Source organism: Parapedobacter tibetensis (assembly GCF_024704835.1).
GTDB lineage: Bacteria > Bacteroidota > Bacteroidia > Sphingobacteriales > Sphingobacteriaceae > Parapedobacter > Parapedobacter tibetensis.
On the sequence record NZ_JAMXBE010000009.1, the window covers coordinates 156,712 to 176,923 of the forward strand.

The following is a 20,212-nucleotide window of genomic DNA, read 5'->3' on the forward strand; positions in this document are numbered from 1 at the left end:
CCGTTTCTTTTGAAACCCTTAATTGCCCGAAGCAGGCATGACGCTCTCCACCACCAGCTCTTCCTTTTCTTCTTTGATCAGCTTCCCGTCCGGAGTGTAGGTGCGATGTATCAGCTGGTGCGGCTTCGGATCGTTGTAACCATCTTTCGTCCATAATTCATAATCGACCTTCCCATTTTGATGTAGGTAGCGTTCCACCGAACCGTTGTAATGCGACACGGTATCGCCCGCAACTTCTGGTTCCATCACGTAAAACACCGTCACTTCGTGGTAAAAGCGTCCTTTTTCACTGAATCGCTTGGTGATGACTTCCCGTTCGGTCGACGAAATCCGCTTTTCATACCGGTGCGTTTCCAGCATGCCTTGCTCATTATAGGTTTTTTTAGCCTTTTTTATCCCGTCGTCCTCCACGCGGAGTATCCCTTCGGTATCGTATTCGTTGATTACTTCATTGTCATAGGGTTTGGCTTCCGAAAAATTGGGGAACGAGGCTTCATCCAGGTAAACCGTCCGCTCCCTGATCCATCCGTTCATACAGTCCCTTGAGCGCACGAACTGCGTGAGGTTTACAAAATCGGTCTTCATTACCACATTCCCATCGTCGTCATAAAACTTGGTATACAACAGCTGCCCCCGGTCATAACCAAACCGGGCAACCACTTTTCCCTCATCTGTACGTTCCACTGCTTCCCCATCATAACAGCCATCGTCCACCTGCACAGTGGTGATGTACATGGTCCGATGGATTTCCATCAGACCATGAGGAATACCCGATTGTCCGATCTCCAGACGCATTCGGATAGACACATCCAGCTCAACGTCATATTTGCCGGCGGCCAGCAACGAACTATCCGAACGGCGTATATCCAAACAGCGTATATCCAAACAACTGTCCATTGTTACCATTACCTCTTCACGCAGGAGCTTGGTGTATTCCTGGCCAAAACCTATATTACAATCTGTGATGATCATCAAAATCATCAGTATTAATATCCGCATAGCTATAATACGTTAAATAATCACCTGTAACATGTCCCTATAGTACAAATAATAAAGTTCCCTGATCTTCATCACTACCCCGCTTTTGTCGGCAATGCGCCCTCCCTCCAGCCAATGCTCCATATCCCCCACCCGTACGACCGCCTTTCGGGCCGAAAAGTCTTCGAACAGCAGCGATTGGCCATCCATGGAAAAGAACAGCGCTTCACCCCGGAAGAGGATTTTCATCCGGTACAATGTCCCGTCCGATTCGAACACATGTACCTTACCCCCCGGGCTATTCAGTTCCCTCACTAGTTCAAGTTTTTCTTCCCTGTTCATTTCCACGTTGTATGTTTCTGCTGCTTCCGTGTCCGCTTGTAAACGTAAACGTATCTGATTGTATCCCCAAATCTACTATGGCTTACCTTCATAGCCAAGCGGATTCAGCGGATAGTCTAGGAAATTTCATTATCCGCAGGCAGTACGTTAGGAAGTGTTATGGGCAGACGGTGCATCGGATTTATTACCTTTGACAAAAAAATGAATAAACACCACGAAATCATGTCAAAATACACGGTACTTCTTTTGTTATTGATCTCCCCCCTACTGTCTTCCAAAAGTTTTGCACAGCAAAGCGATGCTGCCGCAACAGAATTGGAAACCAAATGGCAGAACTTGAAGGCTTACGCCCTGGAAATTGCCGAAGTGATGCCGGCGGAGTTTTATACATTCAAGCCCACGCCGGAACAAATGACCTTCCAAAGTCAGCTCACACACATGGCCAGGAATATCGAAAAGCTGTCATATAGCTATCTATTGCCGGATGAACAGCCGGACGAATCGGACATGATCCTCGATGGCAAAGCTACCATCGTCCAGATATTGGGCGATGCGTTTGATGTGGGATCGCGGGCGCACCAGCGCCTATCCGAACAAGAACTGGACGAAAAGGTATCCTTTTTTGCCGGACCGATGACCAAACGGCAGATCCGCGAGTTGCTGCATGCCCACCAAACCCATCATTTGGGCCAACTCATCGTCTACCTAAGGCTGAAAGGCATCGAACCGCCGAAGTATGTAGGTTGGTAAGGTTATAATTGACGTTGGCTCCTGTATCTTCATAGGCACTTAACACATTGGGGTTGGAAAGAATCGTATTCCCCTTGCGGTCCTTCAATTCCAGCGAAAAAGCCGGAAATGCCTTTTCGTTTTCCACGGTTAATCCGTCAAATGGATTCAGCAATATTAGACGGAACCCAGGATTCATATCCGTAGCATGTGGGTTAGTATTCGTGTTTATAGTTCACACCAACTTGCCCAACTCTTCGAGCATGGCCGGGCGGCGGGCAACAGCTAGCACATCGTCCCTACCCTCCGGAATGGTCTTTATTACCTGTTTCATTGTGCGCACCAAATCGGTATATTCGCTTCGGTTGCTGGTGGCCAAACCATAAGCTTCAAGCTGGGGCAGGTAAAGATCAAGCATTTCCTGGGGGAACCGCTTGGCAAGCTGGTCGTGGCACTCCAGCGTCGTACCTAGCTTATTTTCCTGCTGCACCAATGGCAAGAGCCTTTCCCAATATTGTTCCAGTATGAAAATGGCCGCCAAATCACGTAGGAGCGGTGGATGTTCTGGCTTCATAGACATCAGACCCTTCGACTCCCCGCGCTCCAGGCACCGTCGTCCATTTCTTCTAGTTCGAATACATATCCATCGCCAAAGTACCGTTTTCCACGTTGCAGGATAACAGCCGAAACGTGTTCTTCAAAATTTGATAGTGTAAGCACGGCTTCAATATTGTATTAACTGCCGCAAAGTAACGGAATTTGGGCATTGCCTCCAAATGGGTGCACGACCAGGAAATACCCCATCGGCATGCAGTCTTTCCGTTAGAGCGATGGTGCTGGATACTAACCCCAATGGCTACAGGCGTGCCTTGCTCAAAAACATAATGCGACAACTCGTCATCGATTTCTAACGAAGTATCAATATCCCGGCAACCGCCCCCCCAACCATGCAGCCCACAGCAATTAGCATCAGGATGATGCCGATGGGAAGCGCATAAAAAGGTTGGCTTGCCCGGACCTGGATGCAGTATAGATTGTTATCACCCGGTCTACCGGCCAACCATCCCGTGATCGCTTCCTCTACCGTTGATATACTCGATCCCGCGGCTAATTTTAGGCTATACTGCCCTTTCGTGGCAGAAAACGTAAACAGCTCCATCCTTCCGGCAATCCCATCGTTCATGTTGGGCCTTAAAAAGGAGGGGAACAGCCTGATGCGCTCATCGGAACCCCGAGGATAGACACAAGGCCTGAATTGGCCCGCTGGCATTTTTTTGTATAGCCAGCGATCTAATTTATATCCGGTAGAAACTGTTATATAAACGAATGATATTGGTTATAAAAAATCCAGGCATATATGGTTTAGTCTAATAGAAACGGATCCGCAAGCGGATGTAGCATTTTGGCGTGTACATCCTTGTATTTTACTCCACCTGTTCAATCATAACCTCGCCTTCGTGCGTTTTATCAACAACCAATAGCAGCACGGGCTTGGAGGTAAACGAAGCAGGCTCCTGTTTTTCATTAAGGCGATACTCCAGCGTAATGGAATCGCTTTCTTGGGTAAGGCTTACCACTTCCAATTCGGGGATACGGTCCGATTCAGGTCCGATGACCGCGATCACATATTGGGCATCAAAATCGATCGGTGTAGGCATTCCATTCCCATCCATCGTAGCGGCCATACCGAAGTACGCTTCAAACGTTTCTCGCGTGGTAATTTTCGGATTTTTCAATTGACCATCTTGATAGGTGTTCTTCACAAAGTACCCACTCGCTACAGTGTGGGGCACAGCTTTTTGTGTATGGTTACACGCCGTTATGGTTAACAAACCGATAGCCAAAACACTCATTATTATCTTCTTCATATTTATTGATTAAAAGATATTTCTTCGGCTAACACCGTCACTTCCCGGTCACCATCAAGTACTTCAGTATGGAAAGAATAATATTTAAACAGTGAAATCTCCCGATTGTTTTCATCAAGGACGGCGTATGGTTTATCTTCGTCATAACTAACCGCTACAAAGCCGTCCATAGGTCGCTGGCAGGTGATTGACGCACCGCTCGATGATTTTGTCGAGTATCGTTTCCCTATGATTCCTTCTGTTGAATCGGAAGAAATACTCGTCAATGTAGCGTTGGAGGTATTTCCTGTTGCAGTATGAATGCACTCCCCGGAGCCAGCTCTTGAAGTTCCGGATCTGTATATGCAGCATCGCGAGGTTCTTCCCACTATTTGTGACTTAAATGGGTAACCTTATTTATTTATTTCAGAAATTTAATCCTCAAGCATTGTGCTTATCAAAGAAGTACATACTTCCGGTTGGTCAAGCCAAGGGCAATGCCCGGCATTTTCCACTACTTCAAATTTACAGTCCTGGATTGCTAAAGTCTTAAGCCTACCCGTTTCAGGCTTTTCAAACGCATCTTTGTCTCCCCAAATAAACCTTACCGGAATTTCCAATTGGTGTAATTTATCCCCTATATATAAATCTTTTTTCCAGCCTGCCAAAGTGAGGGCATTTTCCAGCAAAGTAAGAAATCCCTTTGAAAGTCCAGGAGTTCAATCCAGACATCCAATTAAATCATCAATAACTTAGCGGAGCGGTCTCATTGATGCCGCTAAAGACAAAAAAATATCAATAATTGATAACTTGCACACCAGAACATGAAAAAAAACACGTTGATGAAACAAACGATCGCTGTCAAATCCTTGATTTTTTTAATTGCATTCGCTCCGTTCATCGGCCACGGCTCGGTAACTGAAATGAACTTGACACACCGCCTAGCCATCGCGCAAACGGATACCACAGATTCCACGGCCAAGAAAGCTGACGAAGAAAAGGAAGACGATGAGGGGAAAAAGCCGAAACCCTATAACAAAGTGATTACCAAAGGCGCGGTATCCCAACAGGGGCTTTTTGGCGTACATCTGGTGAAAGACCGCTATTATTTTGAGCTGCCAGACAGTTTACTAGACCGCGAATTGTTGGTGGTAACCCGGTTTATCAAAACCCCGGACGGGGCGATGAAATATGGAGGGGAGCAAATCGGGGAGAAAACCATCACGTGGGAAAAGGCGCCGAGCGACAAAATCTTACTCCGCATCCAAACCCTGATCAATAGGGCAAGTGAAGATGATGCCATCGCGAAAGCGGTAAGCAGCTCAACGGTAACACCCATTGTTGCTGCTTTTGATATCAAAGCGCTTAGTGAGGATAAACAAGGATCCGTCATCGATGTGACGGATTTCATCAATGGTGATAACCCGCTATTTTCGCTCAGTGCCAGCCAGAAGGAAAGCCTGAAACTGACCGCATTGGAGAAGGATAAATCGTATATTAAAAACATAGCGACCTACCCGATCAACACGGAAATCAAGACCGTGAAGACCTACAAGGCCAAAACAGGCGATAGTGGCGGCAGTAGCCTCGCGGCGGCGGCGCTGGCTGGTGTGGTAACGCTAGAGATCAACAATTCGATCATCTTATTGCCGGAAGAGCCGATGGAAAAGCGGTATTTCGACCCACGGGTTGGATATTTTGCAAGCTCGTATTATGAATATGGCGATGACCAACAACGGGTAAACCGGCAGACAGTCATCCACCGCTGGCGATTGGAACCGAAGGCGGAAGATCTGGAAAAATGGAAACGGGGCGAGCTGGTGGAGCCAACCAAACCGATTGTCTTTTATATCGACCCGGCTACACCGAAGAAATGGCGCCCCTATTTGATTGAGGGCATCAATGACTGGCAAGGTGCATTTGAGCAAGCCGGATTTAAAAATGCCATAGTTGGAAAGGAATGGCCGGAGAATGACTCGACCATGAGTCTGGAAGATGCCCGCTTTTCGGTGATCCGGTATTATGCATCGCCTATACCCAATGCCTACGGACCGAATGTGGCCGATCCGCGTAGCGGAGAGATTTTGGAAAGCCACATCGGATGGTATCACAACGTGATGAACCTCTTGCGCAATTGGTATATGATCCAGGCTGGGGCTATAGACCCAAGGGCACGGCGGTTGACGTTTAGTAACGAACTGATGGGGCAGCTGATCCGCTTCGTCTCTTCGCACGAGGTAGGACATACGTTGGGGCTCCGCCACAACATGGGCGCCAGCCATGCTACCCCTGTAGAAAAATTGCGCGATCCGGAGTGGCTCAAACGTTACGGGCATACCAGCTCCATCATGGATTATGCGCGGTTTAATTATGTGGCCTAACCGGAAGATGGCGTAAACCCGGAGAATCTTATGCCCCGGATCAATGATTACGACAAATGGGCCATCCAATGGGGATACAGCCGATTACCGCAGGAGATGAATGCCGATGAGGAGCGGGCATACCTGAGTAAATTGGTTACGGATAGCGTGGCGGCTAATCCCCGGCTCTGGTTTGGCGGGGAAGGCCGGGATTTTGACCCCCGGTCGCAAACCGAAGACCTGGGCGACAATGCGGTACAGGCAAGTGCCTATGGCATTGAAAACCTAAAACGGATTGTGCCTGAACTGGTCGAATGGTCAAAAGGGGATAGCTGGGATACCTATGAAAACCTCGATGAAGTGTACAACGCAGCCGTCAGCCAATACAACCGGTACATCAATCATGTGTTGAAAAGTATCGGCGGCGTTTATATATCGCCCCAAACCACTGCAGAAGGAGGGGATGTGTATGGATCCGTAGCCAAAGTGCAGCAAAAGGAAGCGCTTGAATTTTTAGACACCCACCTTTTTCATGAACCGACATGGCTCATCGATACGGATATTCTGAACAAGGTTGCATCGCCAAAGGCTAAGCATGCGGTGAACCAGGAGGTAGAGGGGACTTTGCTCACCCTGCTGGGTGGTAGCCGGTTCAGCCGGATGATGTTCATTGCGGAGCGCTACCCCAATCAAGACCCCTACCGACCGGAGGAATATTTGGCAGATATTCACCGCATGGTCTGGAAAGAGCTGGGCAGCCGGGAGGCGATAGATACCTATCGCAGACATCTCCAAAAAACGTATGTGTCGAATATGATTGCCCTGTATAATCCCAAAAATAGCGGCGGTGATCTCCAAAGCCTGATGGCTGGCTTGGCCAGTGGGTATACTTCGAACACGGATGTACGTTCTTTGGCACTGGCAGACTTGCTTACGCTGCACCGCGAACTCAAACGCGCCATCCCACGTACGAAAGATGCCGTGACCAAAGCACATTACCACTATTTGCTGCGCGAAATCGATACGGTCATCAACACACATTCAACTTCGTAGATGACCGAACCTTCTAATTGAATCATCAAAAATCCCCGGTCATGTACAGCCGGGGATTTTTCAGTTAACCATTGTCCTACAGAATAACCAGCGTAAGGTGGAATACGCCATCTTCAGCCGTACACACCAGCTAGCCGTTCATTCTGGCCGCACGTTGCCCCATACTTCTCAAGCCATGGCCACCCTGCTTGTCACCCATTTGACCGTAGTTATAATTCGCGATTTATTCCCATTCCTTGTCTTTATTCTTCAGTGTTTTGGCTTCCTGGGAGAATGGTGTTATATTTGCGATAGATGCAAAGGCTGATTGCCGGCCTCGTGAGGCTGGCAATCAGCCTTTGGCATAGTTCATTTACAGACCCAATGAATCTCCGAAATAAGGATAACACCAAGTTATTAATTGTATATTGGAAATACTTTAAAACAATAATTTTTCTCAATATCGCCCTATCTGTTTTTATGACCCTATATACGAATCGACAATTATCGGCAAATATGTTTGTCTTAATCCCCTTTATTTTGTCCTTAAAACTACTGGGTTATGTGTTGTCGGTCGTTTTAGAATTTGTGTTTTATGAGAACCATCGGAAGGCCCTGTTCTACAATCTTCAATTGCCGTACAGAAAACTATTCTCCTTCATTTTTTTAGTTGACTTTATCGTCTTTCTCGCAATTATCTCCATATGGACAGTCCTAGTGAATTAATCATCGATAGTGCGCAGTGTAGATTTGGGAATAGAAACGTCTTGAATGCTGTTTTTTTAAACTGCGGACTTGGGGAAATTGTCGGCGTTTTGGGAAGGAACGGTTCGGGAAAATCAGTATTACTGAAAATGATATTTGGCATTGAAAAAGGACAATTCAAGCACCTCACCATCAATGGCAAGATCGTAAAAAAAGCCTTTTTGACGGGTCAAGTCGGTTACCTTCCGCAAAAGCGTTTGTTGCCATCAAGTTCTAAGGTTGGTTTTGCAGTCAACATGTTGACCACTGTCTATAGGGATGATTTGCTTCAAAATGAGCATGTAAAAAGGCATCTAAACGATAAGATGGGGGATTTGTCCGGTGGTTTGGCAAGATTAATAGAGGGACTCATCATCCTTTACGGAGATCCTCCGTTTGTTTTGCTCGATGAGCCATTTCTTCATCTCGAACCGATGCTCAAACTCCTATTTATTGACGAAATAGATAAGTTTAAAGCAAAAAAAGGGATCATAATAACGGACCATAGTTACAGAGACATATTGGGCATAAGTGATCGAATAGTATTAATCCATAATGGAAGCAACTATCAAATTCAAAAGGAAGAAGATTTGATTACACATGGATATGTTCCTGATGTACTATGAATTATTCAAAGAAATTTATAGCTTTGTGGTATACAAGGATCTCAACTATCAATACAATTTTAAATAAATAACGCCTTAATTACGTGTAGTTTAAATTCAGCAAACAAGAGTGCTTTTCTTGCCGTGATTGCATTTTTAACACTTATTGTGTTTCCTAAGGGTGAAGCTAAAGGCGAAAGCTTAGCATATCAGCCATCTGTTAAATGAACCTCACTGCCTTTATTTTTATACGGCCCGTATTCATTAACATCCGTGCCCCTTTACATGCAAAAGCGGTTGATTTTCGAAACCAGCACACGCCAATCCGCCAATCCATTCATTTCATTATCCGGATGTTTGTGAGTGACTATTGATGGTTATGGAGAATCCGACAAAATTATTCAAGTATACAGGATGGCTATCCGGCCTGACCTTGACAGTAACGTTGGCATGTCAGCAGCCCACCGACAACCAAACGGAAGCGCCTCCCGCACCTGCCTCAACACAGGCGGCAGCTGGCACCACCTCCCTGAAAAGCGATCTCCGCCCTGGCGAGCCGCTCAAACTTGGAAAAGTATACACCGATACGGTGACGTTTGTGGACTTCAATGACGACGGCGATTATTTCCTGTTCAATGTGGAAAAGGCGCAGGATACGGTGTGGTTAATCTACCAGGATGAACACAATTTCGTGCGGGGCGACCGGCTGGCCATCCAATGGGAGATGGACAGCATGTACTTCGCCGGAGATCCTGAAGAATTGGATTTTACCGAGAGGTTGGTATCTGCTTCCCTTTTAGAACCCCTGAAGCTGGAAAACCGTACTGTGAAATTCCTGTGGCGGGAAGATCGATTTAACGAAGAGTTCAACACAACAATCAATACCATCGTGCTGGATGAAAGCTATGCCAAAACCATCACCGACCCGGAGAAGGCGGCACTGGGTTACGTAGCCACCTTCATCGGCAACGAATGCAGCTGGGATGGAAAAGCCACTTCGTCCCGCAGTAACCTGAAGTGCAAAATCCTGACGGCCCTTAATTTAGGTTACCAGTGCTCCAATACCCATCTCGGCTTCCTCCGGCACTGGTTCCGGAACGACAGCGCCGTGTTGAAAAAGCTCGAAAACTGCCCGACTATCCCTGATGGCGCCACCATGCAGGAAACATTCGACAGCATCGGTCTCACCGTGAGCGGCGATGAGATCGTGGTCGCCTACACGGTAACAGGCGTCAACATGCAGCGAGGCAAAAGCTGGGTCTGGAACGCCAAGGAGTATTTTGTTTACCGGGATAACCGCCTACAGCTGGTCAAATCCGAAAAATCTGAGCCGGAGGTGGAGGATTTTGAAATGCAAGAAAATTAAAAATGAAACATACCATTCTTCATATCATTTTGTCCGTCTGCTTGACAGGAGTCGGATATGCACAGCAACTCAAAAGCGATGTTGTAATTACCGGTCAGATCATTGGTGCCATTCCTAACATCGTCGAATTCACTGTACCCGTAAACGGGATCAACTATTTCGGATTTGAAGACGCTGTATCTGTGGACAGCACGGGTGGCTTCCGACTGTCCGTCAACATGGATCGACCGGCTATCATCGAATTATCCAAAGGTTATACTTCTTACGGCAGCATCATCGCCATGCCGGGAGCGACGTATGAAGTCGCCATCGATCACAGGAAGGAAAAACCCACGATCATTGTGCATGGACAGGATGAAGCCGGGCAGGCGCTGTATAATCAATTACCCAACCGGAGCATGCCAATTGGAGATTTTGATGCTGGAGCAGCGCAATATCGGCAAGATTCCGTAGCAACCCAGATCGAGACGGGTATTAAACAACGCCTGAAAGCGGAACTCTTCCGATTTGACAGTTTGTTGGAGAAAAACCTCATTTCAGACGACTTTTACCATCTGGTAAAAAATGATCGCACCTATTTCTATTATGGCGTACAGGGCACCGTCGGATTTCTCAACAAGCTGTTGAGCCAACGTAATCAAAATGTAATGGATGAAGCCAGCTACATCCCACTTTGGAGCAGCATCTTCGAAAAAGAGCCGGTTACCCATCCGGAGCTCCTCCGGTCGCCTTGGTTTTTCTACTACACCGAACTTTTTCTACGGTATCAGTATCTGATTGTAGAGTCCACATCCTTCGATACGTTAACCGCAGCACGCGAGCAAGGGGCTATCCATACACACAACATCCAAACGGCGATAAACCACCTTCCTGAACCACAGCTGGAGTATTATTACGCTGCATACCTTTATTATAACGCCATTAACAGAAACTACGAAAAGGAACTGTTGACGCTATTTGAGCAATTCAAAACCACCTATCCGCAGAGCAAATACACCGCTTTTATCGAACCGGAAATTATTCACATCATTGGCTTCCACGAAAAAAAAGAGCGATCAACCAACCCGGAGATAAGGTTCCTCGAAAATCCGAGGGAAATGAACTCCCTTGCAGAGCTGGCCGGACAATTGGAAGGAAAGCAGTTTTATGTGGATGTTTGGGCAACCTGGTGCAGCCCGTGCAAAGACGAGTTCCGGTATAACACCGAGCTGATTAGCCTCTTAAGAGACAAGAACATCATACCCATTTACATCTCTATTGACAAAAATGACAGGGCCGAATTATGGCACGACATGGTGCACTACTATGAACTTGAAGGATACCATATCCATGCAAATGACAGCCTGGTAGACGATCTGCTTCAGCTTCGTGGCGACGATCCCTTCACGATCCCTTGGCATTTTCTTGTGGATCAAGCTGGAACGATCGTCCGCAAATACGTTAACGGCCCTTCCAATATCGGCAAGCTGGCACAGGAACTGGATGGCGAGGCGGATCCGGATTAATGTCCACCTACTCTTTTCGCGGCTTTGGCTCAGGTTTGCGGTGAGTACCACAGTGCCGGGTATTAGCACGAACAACCGATAGGATGATCACGGCTCTATCCAAAGCCCTCAATACCGACCTTCCAGCGCCTCGTAATCTTCCGTTCTACCTTGTTCGCAGTAGAGCTCCAAGAGCTTGTTATACGAATTCACTCCACCGGATGAATGATCATTGACGGCTGATTTCCAAACCGCTTCCGCTTGTTCCAGATCATCCAGCTCATAGTAGGCCGTCCCCAAAATCCCTTTCACGTACACGTTGTCTTTGTTTTTCAGCAAGCATGCCACCGCATCTTCGTATCGCCCCAGCTCCACATAAGCCCACCCCAGCGGATAGACCTGCGTGGTATCCCCATCGTCCACCAAGGGTTTCAGGTAGGTAACCACATCATCATAGTTGTGGTCTTTCAGACTGGTATTGGCGAGATACGCTGTAGCTTTCCGGTCTCCCTTTTCATGTGCCATGTGGTAGTACTCCTTGGCCTTTTCGGGTTGTAGGTTGTTGCTATACAGCAAGGCGAGTTTGTTGATCGCCTCAAGGCTACCATCTTCAATAGCACGTTCGTATAAGGCAATCGCCTCACCCGTCTTACCCTGCCCGGCCAATCGGTCAGCCTTCGCTTCATCCGAGCCATTGCATGCAGCAGTTACTAGCGCAATCAAGGCGGCCACCCATGCACCATAGTGGAAACGCTTCATTTTTAAACACATCATTTTAATCGTTTTTTTTACGATAACAAATATAAACCGGTAGCGCCCAAAGGTGACAAGTCTGATATAAATCCGTTGGGAACAGATTAAGAAACGTTACTGGATACACGTACGCTATGTTGCTTCACACAGTTGCTTCAATGCCCGGTTCATCCCCCAGTCCTGCCCGTCCGGCAGCTTTTTCCAGTCGACATTTTTCAGCTCAATCCGCTGATCGACCGTTCCGTCCCACGCTGTCTTCAATCCCTGAGCATGCAATTTCTCCACAATCCGCTTGCCCAGTGCCACGGCTTTCCCGTCGTCTTGGGCGATGTCGTCAAAAGCCAAGAACAAATTCCGGATATCCGGATGGATGGCCCGTTGCAGATCTTGGGTATGGTAAAAGCAGAACCCCAATGGCTCGATATTTTTTGCCTTAAGTGCTTGGACGACTTCCCGCACATCGCTGATTCCATCCTGCTTGGTATATCCGGCTTGATGCAGTGCGATGATGCCCGCTCGGTTCAGCTCATCGAAAACGTGGGCTAACTTATCAAAGTCGGTCGGTCTCGTCCATAGCCTGCTCTCCAGTTGATAAGCCGCGTAGTGGGTTGAAATCAACGTCCGGAGCCACTGCTCGTCCAATTGCTCTTCGTTCTCAAAACCTGCCGCCCAGATGGCCTCTACGATTTCCTCCTCGTTTTTGAAACCGAACGTAATCTCCTCTTTAATCAGTTGCAGCACTTCTTCCTGAAGTTGCTCATCCTCCGGTGCCGGAAAATCCTCCTTGTTGCTCGACCCGCCCTGCGGTCCATCCGGCTTCCTGAAAAAATCAAAAAATCCCATCGCGTTTTATTTGGTAGCCCAAAGGTAAGCCGAATATGCATAAGTTATACGGTAGGTTTATATGTGTTGAGATGAATCGAGTATTCGTGGCCTTGTGTTATCCCATAGGGCACGGCTGCCGGCAATGGGCAGCAAAGACCGACACATGATACAAACCGTTTTGGCGTTGTCTAACGCCAGACATAAAACCGTTCCATGCCGGAACGGGTCCATGGAACGCCCGACGGGTTTGGGCCGATGCTGGAAGTAAACCGGGTGTATTGCACCCGAACCCTATCCGGCGTGGGCAGAGTTCGGTGCGGCGTGGAACAATACCGTCCAGACGTCGAAACGAATTATCAATATCACGCTCCGTATTCTTTCTTGACAATCCGTTTGACCAGCTGGTAACGGATCGTTAACAGGGCAGCGCAAATCACCATGGTAGGCACCACCGCTGGAAAAAATACGGCTTTCCCGATGGCCAGGGTGCGTGCCCTCCCGCTCAATCCCTCAGGTATCTCGATAGCCATGATCTCTTCCGCAAAAAAATAAAACCATAATGCCATTGACGCCACCAATGTGATCCAGGTGAGCGGGTGTCTGATTGCCCGCCGATGCACCTGCAACCGTGCCGGCCGAGGTACCAGCCCCAAGATCGGCAATTGCTTGGTCAATTGGTCAATCCGCTTGTCTTCATGCATACCTTTATGCTTATAGATTAATTGCACTGTCTTTGGGAAAACGCACCTCGTACTCGATGCGCACCGCCTTCGACTCCCCCGGCTTCAGCGACAACACCCATTTCAGCCGGCCTTTTTCCTCATCGTTTGTGGCACCGCTCGTTTCCAATAATTTTACGCGGATCGCATCGTCGGCCGAAATCGGATAAGGCTCTTCAAGCGTTAGGTCTATGGGGGTGGATTTGTGGTTCTGCACCATTATTTCATAGGTGAACGTTTGCTTGCTTTGGTTACCGATCCGTTGAACGGTACGGTTCTCGTCTACGCGTGTCCGACTGATGGCCACACGGTCATCCCGACCCATGCTCAGCCGCAGCGTATCCCCCGTCTGCTTAGGGTCTACGGTTGCCCGGCCTACATAGGCATTCTCCACGATCAGGTTGGCTTCGCCAGCCAACAGGTTGAGCTTCCGGTAATCCGTCACCTCCGCCACTAAAAACGCATCGAGGTCAAATTTAGGGGCAGCATAATAATGGTAACGCGCAGGGTGGTCTACTTGCTGCAAAATCACACCATGCGGTTTGCCGTTTGCAGCGATATCATACGGCACAGGAGCATGGAAACGGAGGTTAAGCTGGCTTTCCTGCACCTGCATGGGTATCGCGACGTATTCGCTCCGCTTGGACTGGGCGGTTGCCACCTCTTCCAATTCCATATTCTCCATGGCGAGGTCTGCTTCGGACGCATACAGCGGCCGTGGCGTTGGCGGCACCACCTGCAAGAACCACGGATCGAACTGCGGCGCGGTACCGGCACGGGCAGGCGATCCGGTAGCCAGCGTGAGCGCCACCTGCTTCCAATCGACACCGGTTTCCTGCCGTACCTGTGCCTTGTAAACCAGCGACAGCGGAGAAGCAACATCGTTTACACGCAGGTCGTAAAAGGCCGTCCACCCCGCTGCCGTGGTCACATATCGGATGGCGATGGGAGCATCCGTATCGCGCTCAGCGAATAATTGCAAATCCAACTGGCTTCCGCTGCCACCGATGGATGCTTCCACCGCCTTCAAGGCTTTTTCCAGCCTATCCAATTGGCTTTGTGTCCGTTTTTTCGCCGCATTGAGCGTAATGATACGGCCCCGCACAGCAAGCCGCTCCTGCTTGTAGTAGTCGATGAACCGCTTTAATTGGTCAATGGTCAGTGCGCCCTCCTTTCCAGCCAGCTGCTGATTTTCATCCAGCAGTACTAATGTACCCTCTTCGGCCAGCTGTTGGTTCCGGATTTCTTCCAGTTCCTGCTTGATCCGGTCGACGCTATCGGCTATTTGACGATACTTCGGATGGTCGTCGAGCGCTCCCATCCGGTCCGCATCGGCAGCGGCCTGTTGCACCGATAGGAGACTCACCCCTTCGGGCAGATCAATCCGCAGCGACCGTTCGTCCAGCGACCGCGCGATCCCGGCGATACGCAGCGTGTTGGCGCCTTGGTTTAAACGCAACCGAGCCCGATGCATCAACTCGGCGCCTTGCCTATACACGATAGCTGAGTCTAGCTTGGCCACCGTGGGTGAGGACTGCGCGAACACAGCATTCCCCATATATCCTGCGAATACAAAAAACAGCAACTTCTTCATGATATCGTTCATTAGTTTATTAACATGTTGCACTACGGATTCCCCAACCTTTCAAATTCCATAAAAAAATCCGAAAATCAAGGGTGCAATATCGGTTAAGGGATGCTCAGGGTCAATCGGCGTTTTAAATGTGCCGACGATCGATTAGTATTCGCTGGAAACCATTGGTGCCTATTGTGCTTTACGGCGACGCCCCGTTTTAGGATGCCCAATCCATCCTTTTTCTTGTTCGGTATCCGCTATTGAAATGCGCGCATTGGTAGGTTAGATAGGGTGTCACGATCATCAGTTCAGCCGGGATAAAATGCAGCTTTTCGGCCAATGTATTCGCCGCGGGGTGCATGGCGGTATTTGCCTTACTGTTTACCGTGTTGCTTTTAGCTACCGCAGCCGGATATTGGTATTTCCTGCACGATATATTGTTCTGGTTTTTTGAAGCCCGGGTATACTCCGTTGTAGGTTATCTGGGCCTGTTCGCCAGCATATGCTTCGTCATCTGGGTGGCGGCCCGGGTGTATAACCGGATCTATGGCACCCACATCCGCTGGAACCTCTCTGCGGTCGATCTTACGCTGAAAAGCCGGAAAACGAGTAGTTGCATATCCCTTGGTTCCATTCATAAATTCACTACACTGGCGCGAAACAACAAACTTTGCCGCCTCACCATCGTGGCCGATTGTCCTGTTAGCTGTCGTTGCTTTATTCAGATATAATTAAGTAATAATCGTCCAAATCTCTCAAAGTGAACTGATTTTTAAGTGAGTTTTCGTTGTAATGAATTTCTTTCTGAATATTTGCATTGAGCTTTTGTGCATTTTCCAATACCCGATTTAAGTTGTTAACACGGAAGAGGAGAATCAGTCCGTTTCCAATCTCCTTTTCAGGATTCAACATTGTCGGATGTTCGTGTTCTCCCCATTTATGTAAGCAAAGGACAACTGTATTCTCATTTGTCAGGATTTCAAAAGTCTCTCCACCGTGTTCACTTTTACAACCTAACAAGTTTTGATAAAACTCCGAACTTTTAGGAACGTTTTTTACTGCAATTATTGTCTCAGCTTTTACCATACTCTACTTGGTTGACAACTAACGGACTGGGCTTTGGTTTTATTGAACTGAATGTAGTCCTAATTTGTTCCCTTCGGTGTCGATGAATAATGCAAAATATCCAATTTCGGGACTGATTTCGGTTTTCGGTACGATTACTTGTCCTCCGTTTTGTTCTACGTTGTCAAGCATGGGTTGTAAGTCGTCTCCCGCGTTCAGATATAGGACGGCTCCGTCTGTTGTCGGTTTGTAATCGTCGCCTTTTACCAACACAACATTTATTGTTTCACCATCGCTTGGCAAAACGCCCATTTGCGTTCCATCCATATCAACTTCTTCGATAGCTACGCCTAAAATAGTCTGGTAAAATTTTACTGCTCTTGGAAAATCAGTTGTTGGTATTTCTACGATTGAAATTAAATTGTTCATATTATTTGTTCTTTGAGTTTGCGTATTTTCTGCTTTTTCTTGCTCGGATTTCACGTTGTTACAAGCCGAAAGTCCGATCACAATTAATGACATTGAATAGATTATTATTTTTTCCATTTTTACATCTTATTCTTGGGTGTAAAATTAAAATGTCAGTAAACGACAAAATTGTAAAAATGCGACACCTTAATCTTCGGTATAAAAAAGTGCAGAAAGTGCCATTTGCTTGTCTTCCAAAAATTCTTTCGGGTTGGTTCCCGTGAATTCCCTGAAGTCTTTGATGAAGTGAGCCTGATCGTAATACTCGCTTTCGTAGGCAATTTTAGTCAGTGTTTCGGTCTTTTGGTTCAGCAACATTTTTAACGCCGTCTGCAATCGGATAACTTTCCCTAATTGTTTTGGACTAATGCCGATCTGCTTTAAAAATTTTCTTTCGAGCTGTCTTCTCTTTGATAAATCTTCTTTGAGGATTGCGTTTATAGGCGAACTTCCGTTGGTCGAAAGAAGCATGTCAATGGTCGTTTTTACGATATTATCAATCGTTGCTTTTTCGTTGAGTTTGTTTAGAAGAAAGGTTTCAATAATTTCAATTCGTTGTTGTATATCAGTTGCTTGAATGATTTCTCGTTCTAAATCACTCGCTATGGTTTCTCCGAAAAGTTGGGCGATTGGCGTTTCCTTGTTTGCCAGATTTTTGATTGGCGTAGTTACGAAGTTTGTAATGCCGTAAGGGTAGAAGCGGACTGCAAAAGTATTCACATACCCTGTCGGCTGAATGTAAAAAGATTCAATCGTTTGTCCGAGGACCATTGCACGGGGTTGAAGAATAAAATCGCTTTCGGAAGTAAAACGTTTGATGTCGTCCCCGAGAATAAAAGCCATTTCAACGCATCCATCGGGAACGATCCGTTGCCTTTCAGAATTGCTTTCGGCAGGCACTTCCAAAGTCCAGTAACATTTTACCAGCGATTTTAAGTCATTTTGGGGTTGAAATGTTTGGTAGTTCATTCTTTGATGCAGTTTGTTGTTAGAATGTCGCCAAACAGGCTGGATATCGGCCAAGCCAGGTAATGGAAGCACTTCCGTTCGGCTAATCTACAAAAGTTTATTAGAAGCGCAAAGGCTGAAGTTTTACCTAAACCCTGCTTTCGCCATGCAATAGCGGGGCAGTTTTATCGAATAATGATGGATTGCAATGAAGATCCTGCGGTGTGTATCAATGGTTGGTTGAACACCCTATTTAAAAGAAAATGTTTCTGCCGGATATTAAGCTTTTCGTAGAGCTTCGGAAGGTCAGTCAACTTGGGTAACAACTTTTTCAGGCGCGTCCACCTGTCTTGGTTGTTATGCTTCAATCGTTTCAGTTCACGTTCAAAATGAGCCTTTTCTTCTGAGTATTTGCCGAACCATTTTTTATAGGTGCTGGCTTCTATTTCATCATTCATGATGATCTTGTCGTTTTTAGTCTTCAATACGCTAAAGCTGACTTGGTAAATTTGCTTCAACAGTTTTTTTACATTAATAAAGTAAGGAGATAATATAAACAAAACTTTACTCCCTTTGTTCCTCTTCAAACAGCTACCCACTACGTGATAATTACGAGCGGACAACGAAAATTTGGAGCGAAGCGATTTTTTTTAAAATTTTGTGCGGGTGGACAGTCTTTCGTTGACTTTTAGAAAAAAATTATCGAACAGAGAATCACCTAACAGGACCTAACAACATTTTGGAGATTAAGATGAACGCAGAAATTCAAGCATATAACGACAGACAAACAACGGTTGACAAAGAAATTTGCGACTTGCTCGCAACGACAATTGACAGCGAACTGACTGAAGCGGAATGCAAAATTTGGCACGCACACCCTGTTTGGTTTTTGGACGGTAATCCAATTGTTGGTTACAGCAATCAGAAAGCAGGCTGGCATTTGATGTTTTGGAGCGGTGCCGATTTTGAAGAAGAAAAATTAAATGTAATAGGCAAAAAATTTAAAGACGCTTCTGTTTTCTACACTGCAGTTGAACAAATCAATACAGAAGACCTTAAACGTTGGCTGAAAAAATCAAAAGAAATTCAGTGGGACTATAAAAACATAGTAAAAAGAAAAGGCCAATTAGAAAGGTTGGAATAATATGAGAGATTAACGTTAAAATGCAAGGTATGAACAACGCAAACAAACACCATGAGCGTATTGCAAAAATGACCTTCGCCTCGGTCTATCCTATGTATCTAGAAAAAGTGGAGAAGAAAGGTAGAACGAAAGAAGAATTGCATCAAGTAATTGAGTGGCTAACTAGCTTCGATAACCAGAAGTTGCAAGACTTAATTGAAAAAAAAGTAACTTTTGAAACATTCTTTCAAAATGCTTCATTAAACCCAAATGCACACCTCATTACAGGAGTAATATGTGGATATCGTGTGGAAGAAATCGAAAATCCGTTAACGCAACAAGTTAGGTATTTAGACAAGTTGGTGGATGAATTGGCGAAAGGTCGTAAGATGGAGAAGATTTTGCGAGTTGCGTAGGAAGACTGGCGAATGAATGGATAACTTTTTGATTACAGAGGAAGCCTTCCGACCAAGCGGATCTGCGCGTCCCTTTACCCATATATCTTCAAAAAATTACCTTTGCGTTAGAGATTTCACCATGCAGCGTTGTCTTATGGTGGAAGGCCTGGCCGGAGGCGACGCTGGCTGGGCGTCATAAGCATCAATGGATTTGTATACCGAAGCCGAGTTAGCTGCACTGCACGAGCGCTTACGTGCAAATGACGGGAAGGTTTTTGACCAGCTCTTCCGCTTGCTTTATCCTGCGCTACGGTATTATGCGCTACGCTATTCCCCACAGACCCACATGGCTGAGGAAGCCGCAATGGATAGCCTGCTAAAAGCGTGGGAACGCCGAGCGGAATTCCAGACGATTGACAACCTCAAGGCGTTCGTCTATACCAGTACCCGCCATACTTGCCTCAACCAACATAAGATGGAAAAACGCAAGATGGACCGTGAAAACAGGTATTGGTTGGAGGCTGCTGATGCCGAGCAACCATTTGATGCCCACATCATCGAGGCCGAGGTGCTTATGCAGTTGCGGCAAGCCATCCGTACATTGCCCACCCAGTGCTCGCAGGTGATGCTGCTTAGCTATGAAGAAGGGTTGAGCGGCAAGGAAATTGCCGAGCGGTTGGGTATCGCCGTCAGCTCAGTTAATAATCACAAGGCACGTGGTATCTACCTGCTCCGCAAGTTTTTTGAACAGCACCCAGATGCGTTGTTGCTGCTGTCGGTATTGGGAGTGCATCTGCTGTAGCGCGGCCACACTACTTTTCACGCCATGTAGAAAAAAACACACAACGGT

The 20,212-nt window shown here is 46.9% G+C and carries 24 protein-coding genes and 2 pseudogenes; 8 read left to right on the forward strand and 18 right to left on the reverse strand.

What is annotated here, in order from left to right; all coding sequences use genetic code 11:
- Nucleotides 1–18: 18 nt before the first annotated feature.
- Both NF543_RS15630 and NF543_RS15635 read right to left on the reverse strand, forming a co-directional pair.
- Nucleotides 19–999 carry a hypothetical protein gene (locus NF543_RS15630; RefSeq protein ID WP_257668843.1) on the reverse strand — a complete coding sequence of 327 codons (981 nt, stop codon included), beginning with the start codon at nt 997–999 and terminating at the stop codon, nt 19–21.
- A gap of 12 nt (nt 1,000–1,011) precedes the next feature.
- Nucleotides 1,012–1,320 carry a hypothetical protein gene (locus NF543_RS15635; RefSeq protein WP_257668842.1) on the reverse strand — a complete coding sequence of 103 codons (309 nt, stop codon included), beginning with the start codon at nt 1,318–1,320 and terminating at the stop codon, nt 1,012–1,014.
- Nucleotides 1,321–1,521: 201 nt separating this feature from the next.
- Here NF543_RS15635 and NF543_RS15640 point away from each other — a divergent pair, with 201 nt between their 5' ends.
- A complete protein-coding gene (locus NF543_RS15640) occupies nt 1,522–2,070 on the forward strand; it encodes a DinB family protein (RefSeq protein ID WP_257668841.1) in 549 nt (182 codons plus the stop codon).
- Between the two features lie 214 nt (nt 2,071–2,284).
- On the opposite strand, the gene NF543_RS15645 is transcribed toward NF543_RS15640, so the two are convergent.
- From NF543_RS15645 to NF543_RS15670, 7 genes and pseudogenes are all read right to left on the reverse strand, one after another.
- The gene (locus NF543_RS15645; protein ID WP_257668840.1) at nt 2,285–2,623 is read right to left on the reverse strand and encodes a hypothetical protein; all 339 of its coding nucleotides are present in this window, start codon (nt 2,621–2,623) and stop codon (nt 2,285–2,287) included.
- A gap of 5 nt (nt 2,624–2,628) precedes the next feature.
- Nucleotides 2,629–2,769 (reverse strand): hypothetical protein, encoded by a 141-nt coding sequence (locus NF543_RS15650; protein ID WP_257668839.1) that lies wholly within the window; start codon nt 2,767–2,769, stop codon nt 2,629–2,631.
- A 187-nt stretch (nt 2,770–2,956) separates the two neighbouring features.
- Nucleotides 2,957–3,319 (reverse strand): hypothetical protein, encoded by a 363-nt coding sequence (locus NF543_RS15655; protein WP_257668838.1) that lies wholly within the window; start codon nt 3,317–3,319, stop codon nt 2,957–2,959.
- 154 nt (nt 3,320–3,473) lie between these two features.
- Nucleotides 3,474–3,917 carry a hypothetical protein gene (locus NF543_RS15660; RefSeq protein WP_257668837.1) on the reverse strand — a complete coding sequence of 148 codons (444 nt, stop codon included), beginning with the start codon at nt 3,915–3,917 and terminating at the stop codon, nt 3,474–3,476.
- Between the two features lie 2 nt (nt 3,918–3,919).
- Nucleotides 3,920–4,087, reverse strand: a complete 168-nt coding sequence (locus tag NF543_RS15665; protein ID WP_257668836.1) for a hypothetical protein — start codon at nt 4,085–4,087, stop codon at nt 3,920–3,922.
- Nucleotides 4,065–4,271, reverse strand: a pseudogene (locus NF543_RS25560) (transposase); the annotation flags it as partial. The gene NF543_RS15665 and the pseudogene NF543_RS25560, both read right to left, overlap by 23 nt.
- 59 nt (nt 4,272–4,330) lie before the next feature.
- Nucleotides 4,331–4,564 (reverse strand): alpha/beta fold hydrolase, encoded by a 234-nt coding sequence (locus NF543_RS15670; protein ID WP_257668835.1) that lies wholly within the window; start codon nt 4,562–4,564, stop codon nt 4,331–4,333.
- A gap of 255 nt (nt 4,565–4,819) precedes the next feature.
- Between NF543_RS15670 and NF543_RS15675 the strand changes: the two are divergent.
- The 4 genes and pseudogenes from NF543_RS15675 to NF543_RS15690 all read left to right on the forward strand — a co-directional run bounded on the left by NF543_RS15675 (nt 4,820) and on the right by NF543_RS15690 (nt 11,508).
- Nucleotides 4,820–7,309 (forward strand): annotated as a pseudogene (locus NF543_RS15675) (zinc-dependent metalloprotease).
- A gap of 683 nt (nt 7,310–7,992) precedes the next feature.
- Complete coding sequence (locus NF543_RS15680; protein WP_257668834.1) at nt 7,993–8,658, forward strand: ATP-binding cassette domain-containing protein; 666 nt, start codon at nt 7,993–7,995, stop codon at nt 8,656–8,658.
- 358 nt (nt 8,659–9,016) lie between these two features.
- Nucleotides 9,017–10,003 carry a hypothetical protein gene (locus NF543_RS15685; protein WP_257668833.1) on the forward strand — a complete coding sequence of 329 codons (987 nt, stop codon included), beginning with the start codon at nt 9,017–9,019 and terminating at the stop codon, nt 10,001–10,003.
- 2 nt (nt 10,004–10,005) lie between these two features.
- Nucleotides 10,006–11,508, forward strand: a complete 1,503-nt coding sequence (locus tag NF543_RS15690; RefSeq protein WP_257668832.1) for a TlpA family protein disulfide reductase — start codon at nt 10,006–10,008, stop codon at nt 11,506–11,508.
- Between the two features lie 108 nt (nt 11,509–11,616).
- On the opposite strand, the gene NF543_RS15695 is transcribed toward NF543_RS15690, so the two are convergent.
- The 9 genes from NF543_RS15695 to NF543_RS15735 form a co-directional block, all read right to left on the reverse strand.
- Nucleotides 11,617–12,261 carry a tetratricopeptide repeat protein gene (locus NF543_RS15695; RefSeq protein WP_257668831.1) on the reverse strand — a complete coding sequence of 215 codons (645 nt, stop codon included), beginning with the start codon at nt 12,259–12,261 and terminating at the stop codon, nt 11,617–11,619.
- A 111-nt stretch (nt 12,262–12,372) separates the two neighbouring features.
- A complete protein-coding gene (locus NF543_RS15700) occupies nt 12,373–13,083 on the reverse strand; it encodes a DUF6891 domain-containing protein (protein ID WP_257668830.1) in 711 nt (236 codons plus the stop codon).
- A 344-nt stretch (nt 13,084–13,427) separates the two neighbouring features.
- Nucleotides 13,428–13,766 carry a hypothetical protein gene (locus NF543_RS15705; protein WP_257668829.1) on the reverse strand — a complete coding sequence of 113 codons (339 nt, stop codon included), beginning with the start codon at nt 13,764–13,766 and terminating at the stop codon, nt 13,428–13,430.
- A 10-nt stretch (nt 13,767–13,776) separates the two neighbouring features.
- A complete protein-coding gene (locus NF543_RS15710) occupies nt 13,777–15,378 on the reverse strand; it encodes a DUF4139 domain-containing protein (protein ID WP_257668828.1) in 1,602 nt (533 codons plus the stop codon).
- 377 nt (nt 15,379–15,755) lie between these two features.
- Nucleotides 15,756–15,998 carry a hypothetical protein gene (locus NF543_RS15715; protein ID WP_257668827.1) on the reverse strand — a complete coding sequence of 81 codons (243 nt, stop codon included), beginning with the start codon at nt 15,996–15,998 and terminating at the stop codon, nt 15,756–15,758.
- 79 nt (nt 15,999–16,077) lie between these two features.
- Nucleotides 16,078–16,446, reverse strand: coding sequence for a VOC family protein (locus NF543_RS15720; protein ID WP_257668826.1), 369 nt, complete (start codon nt 16,444–16,446; stop codon nt 16,078–16,080).
- 39 nt (nt 16,447–16,485) lie between these two features.
- The gene (locus NF543_RS15725) at nt 16,486–16,971 is read right to left on the reverse strand and encodes a VOC family protein (RefSeq protein WP_257668825.1); all 486 of its coding nucleotides are present in this window, start codon (nt 16,969–16,971) and stop codon (nt 16,486–16,488) included.
- A gap of 69 nt (nt 16,972–17,040) precedes the next feature.
- Nucleotides 17,041–17,862: an AraC family transcriptional regulator gene (locus NF543_RS15730; RefSeq protein WP_257668824.1), complete on the reverse strand. Its 822-nt coding sequence runs from the start codon at nt 17,860–17,862 to the stop codon at nt 17,041–17,043.
- Nucleotides 17,863–18,026: 164 nt separating this feature from the next.
- Complete coding sequence (locus NF543_RS15735; protein WP_257668823.1) at nt 18,027–18,359, reverse strand: hypothetical protein; 333 nt, start codon at nt 18,357–18,359, stop codon at nt 18,027–18,029.
- Between the two features lie 233 nt (nt 18,360–18,592).
- On the opposite strand from NF543_RS15735, the gene NF543_RS15740 reads away from it, so the two are divergent.
- The 3 genes from NF543_RS15740 (at nt 18,593) to NF543_RS15750 (ending at nt 20,164) form a co-directional block, all read left to right on the forward strand.
- On the forward strand, nt 18,593–18,985 hold the full coding sequence (locus NF543_RS15740; protein ID WP_257668822.1) for a DUF1801 domain-containing protein: 393 nt from the start codon (nt 18,593–18,595) through the stop codon (nt 18,983–18,985).
- 29 nt (nt 18,986–19,014) lie between these two features.
- Nucleotides 19,015–19,380 carry a DUF2200 domain-containing protein gene (locus NF543_RS15745; protein WP_257668821.1) on the forward strand — a complete coding sequence of 122 codons (366 nt, stop codon included), beginning with the start codon at nt 19,015–19,017 and terminating at the stop codon, nt 19,378–19,380.
- A gap of 187 nt (nt 19,381–19,567) precedes the next feature.
- On the forward strand, nt 19,568–20,164 hold the full coding sequence (locus NF543_RS15750; RefSeq protein ID WP_257668820.1) for an RNA polymerase sigma factor: 597 nt from the start codon (nt 19,568–19,570) through the stop codon (nt 20,162–20,164).
- The last annotated feature ends 48 nt before the right edge of the window (nt 20,165–20,212 follow it).

Bases quoted from the DNA above. Each gene is read 5' to 3' on its own strand.
- NF543_RS15725 (WP_257668825.1), bottom strand. From the start codon at position 16,971: ATGGAAAAAATAATAATCTATTCAATGTCATTAATTGTGATCGGACTT.
- NF543_RS15690 (WP_257668832.1), top strand. From the start codon at position 10,006: ATGAAACATACCATTCTTCATATCATTTTGTCCGTCTGCTTGACAGGA.
- NF543_RS15640 (WP_257668841.1), top strand. From the start codon at position 1,522: ATGAATAAACACCACGAAATCATGTCAAAATACACGGTACTTCTTTTG.
- NF543_RS15740 (WP_257668822.1), top strand. From the start codon at position 18,593: ATGAACGCAGAAATTCAAGCATATAACGACAGACAAACAACGGTTGAC.
- NF543_RS15730 (WP_257668824.1), bottom strand. From the start codon at position 17,862: ATGAACTACCAAACATTTCAACCCCAAAATGACTTAAAATCGCTGGTA.
- NF543_RS15685 (WP_257668833.1), top strand. From the start codon at position 9,017: ATGGAGAATCCGACAAAATTATTCAAGTATACAGGATGGCTATCCGGC.
- NF543_RS15645 (WP_257668840.1), bottom strand. From the start codon at position 2,623: ATGAAGCCAGAACATCCACCGCTCCTACGTGATTTGGCGGCCATTTTC.
- NF543_RS15715 (WP_257668827.1), bottom strand. From the start codon at position 15,998: ATGAATGGAACCAAGGGATATGCAACTACTCGTTTTCCGGCTTTTCAG.
- NF543_RS15695 (WP_257668831.1), bottom strand. From the start codon at position 12,261: ATGATGTGTTTAAAAATGAAGCGTTTCCACTATGGTGCATGGGTGGCC.
- NF543_RS15745 (WP_257668821.1), top strand. From the start codon at position 19,015: ATGAACAACGCAAACAAACACCATGAGCGTATTGCAAAAATGACCTTC.
- NF543_RS15655 (WP_257668838.1), bottom strand. From the start codon at position 3,319: ATGCCAGCGGGCCAATTCAGGCCTTGTGTCTATCCTCGGGGTTCCGAT.
- NF543_RS15630 (WP_257668843.1), bottom strand. From the start codon at position 999: ATGCGGATATTAATACTGATGATTTTGATGATCATCACAGATTGTAAT.
- NF543_RS15700 (WP_257668830.1), bottom strand. From the start codon at position 13,083: ATGGGATTTTTTGATTTTTTCAGGAAGCCGGATGGACCGCAGGGCGGG.
- NF543_RS15660 (WP_257668837.1), bottom strand. From the start codon at position 3,917: ATGAAGAAGATAATAATGAGTGTTTTGGCTATCGGTTTGTTAACCATA.
- NF543_RS15710 (WP_257668828.1), bottom strand. From the start codon at position 15,378: ATGAAGAAGTTGCTGTTTTTTGTATTCGCAGGATATATGGGGAATGCT.
- NF543_RS15665 (WP_257668836.1), bottom strand. From the start codon at position 4,087: ATGGACGGCTTTGTAGCGGTTAGTTATGACGAAGATAAACCATACGCC.
- NF543_RS15720 (WP_257668826.1), bottom strand. From the start codon at position 16,446: ATGGTAAAAGCTGAGACAATAATTGCAGTAAAAAACGTTCCTAAAAGT.
- NF543_RS15680 (WP_257668834.1), top strand. From the start codon at position 7,993: ATGGACAGTCCTAGTGAATTAATCATCGATAGTGCGCAGTGTAGATTT.
- NF543_RS15635 (WP_257668842.1), bottom strand. From the start codon at position 1,320: ATGAACAGGGAAGAAAAACTTGAACTAGTGAGGGAACTGAATAGCCCG.
- NF543_RS15750 (WP_257668820.1), top strand. From the start codon at position 19,568: ATGGATTTGTATACCGAAGCCGAGTTAGCTGCACTGCACGAGCGCTTA.
- NF543_RS15705 (WP_257668829.1), bottom strand. From the start codon at position 13,766: ATGCATGAAGACAAGCGGATTGACCAATTGACCAAGCAATTGCCGATC.